The organism is Silvibacterium bohemicum, from assembly GCF_001006305.1.
GTDB classification, from domain to species: Bacteria; Acidobacteriota; Terriglobia; order Terriglobales; family Acidobacteriaceae; genus Silvibacterium; species Silvibacterium bohemicum.
Window position 1 is genome coordinate 454,002 of the sequence record NZ_LBHJ01000019.1, and the last position, 13,837, is coordinate 467,838.

9 protein-coding genes are annotated in these 13,837 nt (G+C 56.1%); 5 read left to right on the top strand and 4 right to left on the bottom strand.

What is annotated here, in order from left to right:
* The first annotated feature begins 31 nt into the window (after positions 1-31).
* Positions 32-1,873: an alpha-amylase family glycosyl hydrolase gene (locus XX99_RS23095; protein ID WP_231581574.1), complete on the top strand. Its 1,842-nt coding sequence runs from the start codon at positions 32-34 to the stop codon at positions 1,871-1,873.
* Between the two features lie 467 nt (positions 1,874-2,340).
* Here XX99_RS23095 and XX99_RS23100 read toward each other — a convergent pair whose 3' ends face one another.
* Together XX99_RS23100 and XX99_RS23105 are read right to left on the bottom strand one after the other, a co-directional pair.
* Positions 2,341-2,829, bottom strand: a complete 489-nt coding sequence (locus tag XX99_RS23100; RefSeq protein ID WP_050061757.1) for a hypothetical protein — start codon at positions 2,827-2,829, stop codon at positions 2,341-2,343.
* Between the two features lie 73 nt (positions 2,830-2,902).
* Positions 2,903-4,279: a hypothetical protein gene (locus tag XX99_RS23105; RefSeq protein WP_231581575.1), complete on the bottom strand. Its 1,377-nt coding sequence runs from the start codon at positions 4,277-4,279 to the stop codon at positions 2,903-2,905.
* A gap of 313 nt (positions 4,280-4,592) precedes the next feature.
* Between XX99_RS23105 and XX99_RS23110 the strand changes: the two genes are divergently transcribed.
* The 4 genes from XX99_RS23110 (at position 4,593) to XX99_RS23125 (ending at position 9,994) form a co-directional block, all read left to right on the top strand.
* Positions 4,593-8,141 carry a TonB-dependent receptor gene (locus XX99_RS23110; protein WP_082125877.1) on the top strand — a complete coding sequence of 1,183 codons (3,549 nt, stop codon included), beginning with the start codon at positions 4,593-4,595 and terminating at the stop codon, positions 8,139-8,141.
* A 117-nt stretch (positions 8,142-8,258) separates the two neighbouring features.
* Entirely contained in the window at positions 8,259-9,080 is an 822-nt protein-coding gene (locus XX99_RS23115) for a DUF1868 domain-containing protein (protein ID WP_050061759.1), read from the top strand.
* A 189-nt stretch (positions 9,081-9,269) separates the two neighbouring features.
* Positions 9,270-9,572 (top strand): type II toxin-antitoxin system Phd/YefM family antitoxin, encoded by a 303-nt coding sequence (locus tag XX99_RS23120; protein ID WP_050061760.1) that lies wholly within the window; start codon positions 9,270-9,272, stop codon positions 9,570-9,572.
* Positions 9,572-9,994: a putative toxin-antitoxin system toxin component, PIN family gene (locus tag XX99_RS23125; protein WP_050061761.1), complete on the top strand. Its 423-nt coding sequence runs from the start codon at positions 9,572-9,574 to the stop codon at positions 9,992-9,994. Before XX99_RS23120 ends, XX99_RS23125 begins: the two co-directional genes overlap by 1 nt.
* A 493-nt stretch (positions 9,995-10,487) precedes the next feature.
* Here XX99_RS23125 and XX99_RS23130 read toward each other — a convergent pair whose 3' ends face one another.
* Positions 10,488-11,996, bottom strand: a complete 1,509-nt coding sequence (locus tag XX99_RS23130) for a methyl-accepting chemotaxis protein (RefSeq protein WP_050061762.1) — start codon at positions 11,994-11,996, stop codon at positions 10,488-10,490.
* A 176-nt stretch (positions 11,997-12,172) separates the two neighbouring features.
* On the bottom strand, positions 12,173-13,597 hold the full coding sequence (locus XX99_RS23135; RefSeq protein ID WP_050061811.1) for a hypothetical protein: 1,425 nt from the start codon (positions 13,595-13,597) through the stop codon (positions 12,173-12,175).
* Positions 13,598-13,837: the final 240 nt, after the last annotated feature.

The window sequence follows — 13,837 nt, forward strand, 5'->3', positions numbered from 1 at the left end:
CCTTTTTTTCAAGGGGCAATTTGTGAAGAAGTTGGAATCGATATTATTCGCCCTGGTCTTGAGCATCAGCTCTATCGCTGGCGCACAGAGCAGCACGCCCGTCGTCGACAAGATCGATCCGCCCAACTGGTGGGTCAACATGCCGTCGCCCATGCTCCTCTTGCACGGCGATCACCTCAACGATGCAAAAGTGACCGTGCACGGCCCCGGCATTTCCATAGAGAAGACGCAAGCATCGGCAAATGGACACTATCTCTTCGTCTGGCTGGAGACGCGCACGGGCCACGCACAGAAGATTGCATTGCACGTGGCCAATCCCGGTGGCGCCATCGATCTTCCCTTTACTTTGAGCCCGCGCAAACCCGCATCGGCAGGCTTTCAGGGATTCTCTTCCTCTGACGTCATGTACCTCATCATGACCGATCGCTTCGCCGACGGAGACACGTCGAACGATCCTCAGCCAGGCGAGCGAGGCAAGCCGCGCGGCTGGCACGGCGGAGATTTTCGCGGCATCGAGCAGCATCTCGACTATCTTCAGCAGCTCGGCGTCACCACCATCTGGACAACGCCCGCCTACAGCAACGCCGGCGCTTCACAGGCCTACCACGGCTATAGCGCAACGAATATGTATGCCGTCGATCCTCACTTCGGTTCTCTCGCCGACTATCAGCACCTCGCGCAAGCTATCCACGCGCACGGCATGAAGATTGTGCTCGACACTGTGCCAAATCATGTGGGCGCGGCGAACCCATGGGCAAAAGATCCTCCAACTCCCGACTGGTTTCACGGAACCGTCGAGCATCATGACACCGCCAAAACCGAGTTTCGCTCCCTGCCCGACCCTCATGCCTCATGGAGCGATCAGCGCGATGTGACGGAAGGCTGGTTTGCCAATGTCCTCCCTGATCTGAACCAGGAGAATCCTCTGGTCAAGCAATACCTCATTCAAAATGCCGTCTGGTGGGTAGAGACAGCTGGGCTCGACGGCCTGCGTCTGGATACATTCCCTTATGTCGGACGCGCCTTCTGGCATGACTTCCACGCCGAGCTTCACACGTTGTATCCCCACCTCACCACGGTAGGCGAAGTTTTTAATCCCGATCCCACAATCACTTCATTCTTTGCCGGCGGAGTGGAGCACGCAGGCATCGATACGGGCCTCGACACGCCTTTCGACTTTCCAACCTACTTCGCCCTGCGCGGCGTGCTGACTCACGACATGCCGATGAGCAAGCTCGATGACGTGTTGCGGCAGGATCGACTCTTTCCGCATCCGGAACGTCTGGTCACCTTCCTCGGCAATCACGACACGACGCGCTTCCTTGACGAGCCGGGAGCAACCGTTGCTGACCTGAAGCTGGCCTTTGCCCTATTGGCCACACTGCGCGGCATGCCTCAGATTTACTCTGGCGATGAGATCGCGATGCGCGGCGGCGAAGATCCTGACAACCGTCATGATTTTCCCGGCGGCTTTCCGGGCGATTCCGCGAATGCCTACCAGTCCACGGGACGCACCCCAGAAGAAGCGAGCATCTTCGAAGATGTCAGCAGACTGATGCATTTTCGTGCAGAACATCCCGCGCTGCTCACGGGGCAGCAGCAGGATCTCTTTGCCGATGACAGCGCCTTCGTCTTCCTGAGGTCCGCAGACATCCACTCCGGCTGCTCTGCGGATGGCTCCGCACGAATACTCGTCGCGATAAACAAGGCGAATCAACCCCGCGAACTCAGCATTCCAACCTCAATGACGGCACTGGAGAACTGCTCCCAATTCAAACCCGAACTGGGCGCTCCTTCCGTAAGCGGATCTCCTGCGAACAGCGTGACCCTGATGCTTGAACCCAAGCAGGCGGCGATATATTCCGTGCGTTGATGGAAGCGTCAGCGGCTGCCCCCGTGGTCAGCCGCATATCTTCGCTCTCCGGAACGACGATATGCACTCCGAGCCGCATGAGAAGCCGAATCGCCTCGCTCAGTAAGGATCCTGTTTTGTGAAAACCGCTGTCGGGCATTCGCAGCCGATGGATTTTTCGGCGGGAGCACACAGCACAGCAAGAACGCCGTTTGTTCCATCGCGCGATGAAGAATAGGCCCGATACAACCCGCGTTTGAGCAACTCTTCCGGCAGTGGTGCTAGGATTGCCTGATGTTTAACTTTGGTAAGCCTAAGACAGCGGGAGACTGGATCGGCCATGTCGTACTGGCGCTCGTTGCATTGTTTTTGGTCTGGTGGATGCTACGGCTCTTCATCGTGTGATCTGGCAGCCTCTCCAAAAGTCACGATGTACCCCGTTCGCTGCAGTTTCTCTGCAACAGCAGAGGAACATAAAGTGGTTGTCTCTATGTGTCTCGCTTAGTTTCCTCAGCCGCCATCTGTGCGGCAGCCAGGACCGCAGGGTAGGTGTACGGGGACCATTTCAATACGTATCCATTGCCTAGCTCAGTTGTGAACTTGAACTTATAGGCATCTGGATGTTCTGCGCCGGTTGACTTCTCATGCTCCGCCATCACGTACCGGTGCTTCACCCAAGCCCCGTGCATATTTTTCAAGATGTGATACATGAAGTAGATGGATGCGTGAGTCTTGCCTTCGATGTCGCCGGGCATGAACTGGACGTAGCCGTAATTTGGATCTTCCCCCTGGCAGGATCCCTTCGTTTCGATTCCCGGAATACTGTTCATCAGCTTGATGAGGTCTATTACGCCTTTGTCAATCTCGACTGATTCGCCTGAATCCAGTTTCAGCATGACAGACGGATGGCCGAAGGATATGTACCCCGCGCTCAACGTCTTGCCGGACCTGTCCTGATTCGATTCTTTGAACGTCATGTTTTTAGAATAAATGTGTTATTTGCCATCCGTCATGAGGAGGCTTTCATGAGCGGATGACGTGGCGAAACCGTCAGTTCGTGGTGCGCCACGCCAGCAGATTGCTGTGCGCCGCGCTGGAGCTGATATTTTGCGTACCGATCACCAGCTCGAAATGTGGAACAGTACCGTCGGAACGCTGAATTTGCTTCAGGAACGGCAGTAACTGCGAATCGTCGAGGACAAAATCCCCCGCGCCTTCGGTACCCGACATCGATGTACCTTCGATGATGAGCGCATCTCCATCGCCGGTAAGGTTCGGGACAAACGCTACCAGGCCGTAGACGCGGCGTAGCGGATCGGCGCGGGCAGAGTCCCAGCGCGCTGGCTCGCCCGGCTTCGGGGAGCGGTTGATCACAGAAAAAACATTCGTGGTGTAGTCGTCATGGAAGACGAAATTCATCTTTCGCTCAAAAAGCTCAACCCACGGATTGGCCTCTGCGGCTCCGAGCAGTACAGCATTCCCGGCCTTCAAATCGTTCGGCCGCACATCCCGGGCGTACCTCACTTCCATCCCGCCCTGAGCCATTTTGGCTCTCTGTTCCAGGGTCAGGATGATATCGAGATCGACAACCGAAGTGTAGCGACGGCTGGCAAAATTAGTCTGCCAAACCTTGGCCGTCGTTGTGGGTCCATAGAGGGGCGGATTGAGCGGCGGCGTGCGGTATTCACCGCGCATATATTCGTCGAGCCCCATCGATCGTGCCGTCATGTTATTGAAAATCACCAGTCCCGAATCTGCAGGAATCACGAGGGTCGGGCGAGCCGTCGAAAAAATGCGGCTCCATAGAGGGTGAGGATGGACGGTATTGCCGGATGAAAGAGACGTTCTCCGCGCGTGATCGTGGATCGCAAGACCAACCGTAACGACCGTAAGAATTGCGCACAATATCCATGGCAACAGCGTCCCTATCGATCGCGTACTGCCAGGAGCCGTTGCCGGCTGTGGATGTCCCAGTGCGTCGCCATGTGGAATCTGCGGTTCGTCCGCCGGAAGAGAAGGCGTGGGAGACGGCCGCGGCTCAAAGAGCGGGACGTAGCCTCCCCGCGGAATGACGATGCAGACCGGCTCGTCGATACCTTCGCGCTGGAAATACTGGTTGAGGCGCTGGCGCAAACGGCTCGCCTGAACTCGAACAATTCCGTCCACGGAAGAGTCGTAATCGGGCGAGCGGCCGAACACGGCGTGACCGATCTTCTGCTCATTGACCTCTGATTCCCGTCCCTTCAGGGTCATTTCGCAGACATAAGTAAGTAAGGCGCTCAACCGCTCGCTCTTGACAAACGTCGGTGAAGTCACTACGCGCCGCATCAGTTCGCGGCGTTCGAGCTCCGGCCGATGCACATAGACCGGCGACGCCTTCATCGCCGAGGAATCGGCTGGCTTCTCTTCGAGCTTTGTACCACTCATCGCCATTTACCTGGTTGCTTCATTCAAACAAGCGTATGTGAATGCTGCATAAACATGACTGTAACCGGGCATTCACTGTATCGGGATACATGAATGGAAGAGAAATCGTTCATATGAAGACGCTTAACTGATGTATCCGACAAGTCGCCGTGAATTGCTTTTGGACATTGCGTCATCGCTGCTACTTCTTACGTGCGCCGTACTGAGGAATCGTAAAACGGGCGCAAGCATCCGCAGGAACAAAAAACCGCGGGTAAATGCCATCGGGCCTGGTGGCAATGATTGACCAACAGACATTTATGGAGCGAGCGCAATGAACTTGAAGTCGTATGGTGGAAGAGAAACGTGGACGAAGGCGGCCTGGTTAAGGATATTCCGGCTGACTTTGCTCCTGTCCGTGGCTCTTGGAGCTGGGGGGAACGCGAGGGCCCAGTTCGATTCCGGAGCGGTGCTCGGCAACATCAAAGATCCATCCGGAGCGGCGCTCTCCTCGGCTAGCGTCGATCTCACCAGTGTGGCCACTAATGCCAGGGTCTCACGTCAGACAGACATCACTGGTGGCTACGAGTTCGATAGCGTACAACCTGGGGAGTACACCATCACTGTCACCGCATCGGGATTCGAAGTATCGAAGACCGACGTCTTCAAGGTGAATGTCGGAGCGCGTCAGCGTGTCGACCTCACTCTGAAACTCGGAGCTATCAGCGATACCGTCACCGTCTCCGGAGCCGCCTCGCTTCTGGAAACCGACACCAGCGACCGCGGCCAGACCGTGCAGGGAACAGAGGCAGTTGCCCTTCCCCTGAACGGGCGCTCCTACGCCGATCTGGCCCAGCTAGTGCCAGGTGTTCGCCGCTCGCTGATTGCGACCGTCGCCTCCAACCCACCCCGCGATGCCTCATATAACGTCAATGGCCTCACTTCCATGGACAACAATTTCACCCTCGATGGCATTGACAACAACGCCTACCAGGAGGCGAACCAGGGCTATTCGAACGAAGCCGTCATCCCGTCACCGGACGCCCTTCAGGAATTCAAGGTTCAGACGGACAACTATTCGGCGGAGTATGGCCGTGCCGGAGGAGCAATCATCAATGCCACCACCCGCAGCGGCACCAGTAGTTTTCATGGCGGGGCTTATGACTACCTTCGGAATACTGTGCTTAACGCCTTCGGTCCTTTTTATGGAACCGGTGTAAAGCCAACGTTGGTGCAAAACCAGTTCGGCGGAACCTTCGGCGGCCCGGTACTCAAGAACCGGCTCTTCTTCTTCGTCGACTATGAAGGTCTACGCAACGTGGCCCACGCACTTACCACCGCCACGCTGCCCACTCCCACCGAGCTGACCGGCCTGTTTACCTCCGATGGAACCGCTGGAGGCAAGCCGGTGCCCGTCAAGAATCCATACACCGGAGTGGTCTACAGCAACGGTCAGGTTCCGCTCAACGATCCCGACATCGATCCCGTTGCTTTGGAAACATTCAAGTATCTGCCCGCGCCCAATATTCCCGGCGCTGCATTGACCGCAGCCAACTTCCAATACCTGCCGGCCAGCACTACCACTGACAACAAGGGAGACGGACGAGCTGACTTCACCCTCAACTCTACTCAAAACGGATTCTTCCGTTACAGCCAGCGTGCGGTCACTTATTTTCAACCGGCGCCATTCCCCGGAATTGCCGGCGGCAATAGCAACGGCACGCTGTTTGCGAATACCCGGCAACTCGCCGCAGGCTGGAACTGGACGATCAATGCGAACTCTATCCTCGAGCTGCGCTTCGGTCAGACTTGGACAAAGAGCGGCAAGAGCCCGATCTTTCTCGGCGCACCCAACTTCTACACCGTGGCGGGAATCACCGGCGTGAACATCCCCACTGATCCCACGTACACCGGCGGACTCAACGCGCAGGCGGTCACCGGCTTCTCCGCGTTCGGCGAGCAGACCACCAATCCGCAGTACAACTACCCCACTCAGACCAATCCGCGGGTCAACTACACCTGGGGACGGGGACGCCACAGTTTGAAGGTCGGTTATGAATTCGGCTTACTCAACCAGGCTATCTCCGACTTCCATCCTAAGTACGGTGACGATATTTATGCCGGCGCATTCAGCTCAACCGCTGGATCGACATCTCAGGCTGCCAATCTAACTGACTTCCTCTTCGGTGCGCGCAACAACTACTCGCTGAATGCCTTCAACGAAATCAACTACAAACGCTACTGGCACATGGGCTACATTCAGGATGACTGGAAGGCGCTTCCTAACCTTACTATCAACGCCGGCCTGCGTTACGAATTCGTCTCTCCGAACTATGAGGAACGCAACGAGCTGCTCAACTACGATCCTGTAAATCAGCGGCTGCTGCACGCTGGCAACGGAACCGATGTCATCAGCACCACTCCCGGTCATATCTACACGCTGCATTATGTCGGCAGCGGCTCTCTCGCCGATCGCGGGCTCGTCAATCCGGATTACAAAGATTTTGGACCGCGCCTCGGCTTCTCCTATCAACCTGTAGCTAAGACTGATGTGCGAGGCGGGTATGCCATCAGCTATGCCTATCTCTTCCGCTTTGGCGGTGAAGGCATGCTGGGCTACAACGGGCCGGACAATTACGACGCCACCATCAACCAGACACCCGGTCAGGGACTTTGCGTCAACCAGGCCGGTTCCGTCCCGGCATCATTAACACTCGACCCCAGCACCTGCTTCCGCCGTACACAGGATGGATATGAGAACAGCTTCGACGGACCGGTGAACTTCTCCACACTTAAGGCGCAGACCCGTTATCAGCTACGCGACTTTAAGACACCTTACGTGCAGGCCTATCATCTTTCCGTACAGCAGGAGCTGCCACTGAAGTTGACACTGGAGGTTGCATACGTCGGCGATCATGCCCTGCATGTGCCTGCTCTCGCTGACAGCAATCAAGCACGTACCTGCCTGCCCTCTGAGGTTCCAGCCTCTGCTCCAGGCCAGTGCGCTACTAATCTACAAGGCCGCAGACCGATTACGACCTTCACGGATATTCTTACTGAAACCAACCTCGGCTTCCTTGACTACAACTCGCTGCAGACCAAGCTGCAGCGCCGTTTCACGAATGGTATCTTCCTCATCAACTCGTTCACCTGGTCACACGGCATCAACAACTCATCAGCAGATCTTGAAGCGCAAAACGGCGATGGCGCAGTCGTGAACATCTACAATCCGCAGGGAGATCGCGGGCCTTCGGGATATAACCAGCCGTTGAACGACACCACTTCGGTGATCGCCGATATACCTTTCGGCCGTGGAAAACAGTTTGGATCGGCCGCGCCAGGTTGGCAGCAGCAGGTGTTAGGCGGGTGGGAACTGACTGGCATCAACATCGTGACCAGCGGTGTGCCCATCGACCTCACTTACTCCGCCAGCACCAACCAGGTTGTATCCACTACCAGTTCGGCTTATTCCCTGCGCCCGAATCTGATCGGAACGCCTCGCGCTGTTTATGGCAAAAAGCTCACTAAGACCAATAGCTCGCTCAACGGCTTCTTCACGCAGTCCGGAGTAGCGGCCCCGGCAGGCTCGCAGCTCTTCGGCAACGCGGGACGCAACAATCTTCGCGGACCGGCCTTCGGCCAGTTCGATCTTGCGGCTCACAAGAAATTCACGCTGCCCGACGAACGCTATAGCGCCGAGTTCCGCATCGAGGCCTTCAACGTCTTGAACGCTACAAACTACATCAGCCCGGGCTCCTCTATCGGCACCATTAACAGCAACACTGGCGCGCTGTCGCCAAGCGGCAGCTTCGGGCAGTTCACCGGCAGCACCAGCGTCTATCCGTCGCGACAGGTGCAGTTGGCTCTGCGGCTGTCGTTCTAAATCCTCAGAGACGCAAAGAGACAGGAGCGGCGCATATTCCCATGTGCCGCCCTCCCTCTTCGCGCGTACACCTTCTGCGAATTCCCCACCGCAAAACATTTGAAAGGATCACAACTCTTGTCGCTTCTAAACGATCGTTCCTCACGCCGGCAATTCCTCATTCAGACCTCGGCTCTGTCCGCTGCAGCCGTGCTGCCTTCCGCCCTCTTCGCGCACTCGGGCTCTGCGGACGCTCAGGGCAAAGTTCCACAGATTCCATCCCGGGATACACAACTCAAGTTTTCTCCTGACGGTGCACGCCGAGCCTTCAAGGGCAATACCGTCATCTGCCACCTGCCAATGCAGTCCGCCATGCGCGATGCAATCGTGGAATTTCATGATGAGCTGGCGAGCTCATCTCTCCGCCCTAAGCTGGGACTCACGTCGACCGATAGCTATCATATGACCATCTTTCCGGGAGCAAATGACCAGGACCGCAATATCTCGGGATGGCCCTCCTATGTACCGGCCAGTGCCACGATCGAGGAATGCAGCCGCATCGTCGGCGAGAAGATGGCCGGGGCACATCTCAATTGTGCACTCCCGCTGCGGGTGAGAGTCGATGAGTCCCTCACCGTCAATCATCCAACGGCCAGCACTCTACTTATGGTTCCAGTGGATGATGCCGAGAACACTAAGCTTCGTTCGCTCCGCGATCAACTCTCGAACCTATATGGCTTTCGCCTGAAGAATCATGCGCAGTACGGCTTTCACATCACCATGTCCTATCAGGTTCATCCCTTTACCGAGGAAGAACAAGCTACCTATCGCGCCATGCTGAAGCTCCATACCCAGCGCATAATTGAAGCTAAACCGGTACTCGAGCTGGGCATCCCCGAGTACTGCACGTTCCCCGATATGTTCCGCTTTGAGCCGCAAAAACTGCTTGTCTGCTCGTAGGCAAACGAGAAACACCGCCTCCTGACTCTCAAACTGGCTATACGAAGTTGACGAAAAAGATGAATCCGTCCCGGTGCCAAACCCGGAATCAACGCGGGCAGCCGCCGTCGGCATGCCACGTGTAGTGTCAACTTGATTGACTGTCGCAATCTCGGACTGTACAGTTCAGGGTAAGGAAGTGGAGAGTTTATGGGCACCCCGGTAACCGATAAGGCCGGCAGTATCGTAGTTTCCGCATTGAACGCGCGCGTAAATTTCGGGAAACTGCTTGATCGCGTGGATCATGAGCGCCGTTCGCTTGTCATTGAAAAGCGTGGAACACCGAAAGCTGTGCTTCTCAGCATTCGTGATTACGTCAAACTGGCGGCCCCGGAGCTCGAGGTATTACGCATCCTCGGGGAGGATGCGCAGCGCAACGGAACCGACACCCTTACTTCCCGGCAAATTGAACAAGTCATCAAGGCGACCAGGGCGCAAAAGAAGAAGCGCTAATGCTTCCGCTTCGCCTTGTCATTGATACCAATGTGCTGGTTTCCGCTGCGCTCAAGCCAGAAAGCCTCCAGCGCACGACCCTAATTCTCGCCACCACCAAGCCCGCCCGACTGTATGTGTCACAAACTATATTGGATGAATACGCGGACGTGCTCTCACGCCCAGAGTTGCGCATCCGTAAAGGACTTCGTCAGCAACTGCTGCAGCTCATCAAGAACAACGGATATATCGTCGCCCCGTCGCGTCGCATAGATATATGTGGCGACCCGGACGATAATGTATTTCTGGAGTGCGCGGATAAGGCCGGCGTTGATTATCTCATCACTGGCAATCAAAAGCATTTTCCGAAGTATTGGAAGAAGACCAAGATCATTACGTCGCGTGAATTTATTGCTCTCGCTGCTCCACACTTGCAGATCTAATTGCCAGGATTCTGTTTGCAGATAAGTGCTTCTTGGGAAATGCAGTAGCAGCCGGAATAAACCTTGTACCCCCCGGATCATCGCTACTCTGTTTCATTATTGGGCATTGGCACGCAGCGTTCGGCCCGGCATTATCAAGATCGCATCGGTAGTTAGCGACGGGCCTGAAAGAGTTGAGCTCGCGTGTGACACTGCCATCTTTCCTCAATCGATAGCGTGTTCAGTACCGCGATCAGCGGTCAAGTGTAAAACTGTCCAAATCTCAGGGTCAACTGCACTGGTGTGGGGCTACCTTCGAGCAGCGGCACGAAGAAGGGAATGGCTCTCGACTGTGACGGTCGTATAGACTCGCGGTCGCGCCGCCTGCGAACGGAGAGTGATACCGAAAGAGCTCTCGTCACGAAGACTCTGCCGATCCTCGCTGAGACAGAGCAAAGCTCAATCATGATCGCGGATATGGCAGGCTCAGGGAGAATTCTCTGCCAAACAGGTGCTATATGCGAGCGGGATCGATCCGGCTTCCAGTGAATGTTCTCGAGTTCCGGACACCCTGACCTGTTTCGACAGATTCGCCCGCACCGTTTACGATCTGACCAAGATCTCCTGCAAGGTGCTGAAGTTGTTGCGACTGTGCATTGAGCTCTTCCGCACCGGCGGCGCTCTCTTCGGCTGTCGCAGCACTTTTTTGTGTAGCCTGCTCCATTTTGTGAAGCGATCGGACGACTTGCTGGATTGCCTGGTTCTGTTCCCGGCTGTGGGCGACAATCCCATCCATCAGTGGTTTGATCTTCGCGAAGGCGTCACGCGCGTTGCTTCCTGAGTCGGCCAGCGACGCAATCTTTGTGCGTCCAGCAGCGGAATTCGCCAACGACCGTTCCACTAGAGTCGATATCTCTTCCGAAGCTGCGGAACACCGCTGTGCCAGGCTTCTCACTTCATCCGCGACTACAGAAAAGCCGGCGCCGGCTGCGCCCGCGCGTGCCGCTTCCACGGAAGCGTTCAATGCAAGGATGTTAGTTTGGAAGGCGATCTGAGTAATGACCTGTAGCGTTTTCGCGATCTGACTGCTCGAGTCTCCGATTGCACCCATCGCCTCTACGCAATCCTGCATTGAGCGCTCGACATGCTCGTTGCCCTTCACAGCCTCAATGACAAGGTCTGCAGCCTTCTGAGCACTTTCAGAACTTCGCGATGCCATGGAGTCGATTTCGACCGCCGCGGCCGAGGTCTCCTCAATCGTCGCGGCCTGTTCGGCGCATTCCTTGGCCAGGTTCTGACTTGCCGAAGCCACCTGCTCGGCCGCGCTCAACACCTGATGCGAGCCGTCATTCAGATTGTCGGTTATGAAGCGTAGACCTTGGTTGATCCCGCGAACGATTACATAGGCCAACAGTATCGAAATTCCCAGACCACCTGCCAGGATCAGCAGGTTATGAAGTATCGACGCTTTCAGTCGATCGACGACCGACAAACTTGAATCAGTGCTCAAGGTTCCGCAGAGATCCTGAACCTTGCCCGCGTCAGCCACGAGTACGGCGCCCTTCGCGGCCCAGTCCTTCACCTGAGCATCGTAGACATCTCCCTGACGTGTTCCGGTCTGCACCATCTTTAGCGTCGCCGCGAGGCTCGCACCATAAGTGTCTAAATCCTCACCGAGCTTTTCTACCGCAGGACGCAGTTCGGCGAGCTCAGAGTTTTTATCCGTCAGCACCAGGAGCGATTTCTGCTGCGCTTCAGCCTTGTGGTAGCGCTCCCAACCCTTATCGAGCGATCCCGGTTTTTGGATTGTCACGAAGTAGATGAAGAAGATTCTCGCGTTCAGGATTTGCCGCTCGAAATCTTCCGACATTTTCTCGGCAGGAACATAAATTTTGAGACGAGCTTCTTCACTCTCCTGGACGGAGTGCATGGTGTAGATCGACAGCGCCGATAGAAAAGCCATGCACGCAAGCCCGAGGCCGAATCCAGCAGCTACGCGCGACGAGATGGACCAGTTCTTCATCCCACATCTATCGGCACCTACTCTGGTCTCGTTCAATGCGAGAACGGCCGCGATCACCGATTGCGACGAAGCGCCGGCTCAATTCAACATGTATTTTTCTGGATGGGCTGGGCTTCGCATGGTACTCGAGATCCGGGTAATTCAAAATCTATGTTTTAACCCAAATTCGGGATACGTCAGTGTCCGGAAGGCAGGCCGATTCGCTCGAGAACAACAGTCGGTGTCGAGGCGTTGGCCGCCACGTTGCCGGCGCCTAGCAGCAATTCAAATGGCTGCAGGTTTCCGTCCGCCGTTCTGGCTCGCTGCAGTGTAGGCATCATCGATGTCGGATCCAGCAGAAATGTGGCGGCTGCTTCCGTTCCCGCGGTATTCAGGCCAGCCACGATCAGCACATGGCCTGTATTGGTAAGATTCGGCAGGTAAGCAATGATTCCGTAGGTCTGCTCTTCCTGTCCCTTGGTAGTGTAGAGCGCGGCTTCGCCACGCCGCGGATACAGGTTTACAAATCCCGATGGCTTATCTGGGTCGGGATCGAACCGAAACCGGAAGTGCAGCTGAGGGCGAAAAAGTTCGATCCAGGGATTCGCCTCGTCGGACCCAATGAGAATCGCATTGCCCGCACGCAGATCGTCCATGCGTAAATCATGCGCATAACGGACCATCGTCCGCTCGGGAATGACTTCCTTCAGTTCTGCCAGATGAACTGCGAAGCCGAGGTCGACCACGCTGGTGAAGCGGCGGCCCCCCAACTTGAGAATCTCCTTCGTATCGGACTCGGCGTCAGTCTTCACCGGTGTCCGATAGGTTCCGTTCACGTATTCGGTGAGCGGAACCGGGCGCGGAATCAATCGCTGCATAATGACAAGACCATCGTCGGAGGGCACGATGAAGGTGTCTTGATTCCTGCTGAAGAGTTGACTCCAGAGGACGTGCGACAACATCTCCTGCCGGGACTCCATCAATCTGGAGTGCTTCAGAAGCGTGATGCCGGCCCCGATGAGAAGACCCGCCAGAAGCGCAACGATCATGCCCAGGCTGATGCGAAAGTGTCCGTCAGCGTGATGGGAGCTGCCCAGGACAGGGGCTGAGACAATCTCGAGCTTCTCGGGTGCTATCGATTTCGTTGTCTCGGATTCCTGAGCTTCGATTTCTTCCGAAACTGCACTTTCATCGATTCGAGGTGAAGGCGGAACAACGTCAGAGAAAATCGGTGTGTATCCGCCGCGAGGTATCTCAAGCCGTAGAGTCTCCTCACGCCCCTCGGTCGCGAAGTACTCCTCGATACGCTTGCGCAGTTTCCGCGCATAGCTGCGTACGATGTTGTCGTCGTTAGGGTCATAATCTTCCGCCCTTCCGAAGACAGTTACCCCGATCCGTTGTTCTGTGATGTCCTCTGTACGGCCTCGAATACAGCAGCCAACGATGTAGAGAAGGAAGTCCGAGAGCAGGCCCGAGCGCCCCAGCGATCCACTTGCTGCGATGCGCAATGCAAGCTGCCATCGCACGTCGTCAGTATTGATAGGCATTTCCGCGCCTAGCACGCCGTCCAGGCGGGACACGAAGCCCGGCGCAGCCTTCGTCGATGGCTCCAGGGTTTGCATGGTATGCGAACTTTCTTCGTTGGAATCGAGTCTAAAGCGATTCGATGAACGCTTTGTAAATCCGAGTGTCTCGCTGCATTCGTACACATGTGTTCATTCGTCCGGATGAAACGCACCCTGTGATGATTTTGCGAAAGATATAGGCGTTCCACCGTGTTCAAGGGCTTGAACACTAAGAAAACCCCTACCGCGGCCTATCGCTCCACCCAATACTCAAGGCATTCGGGCCAGCGAGCTCAA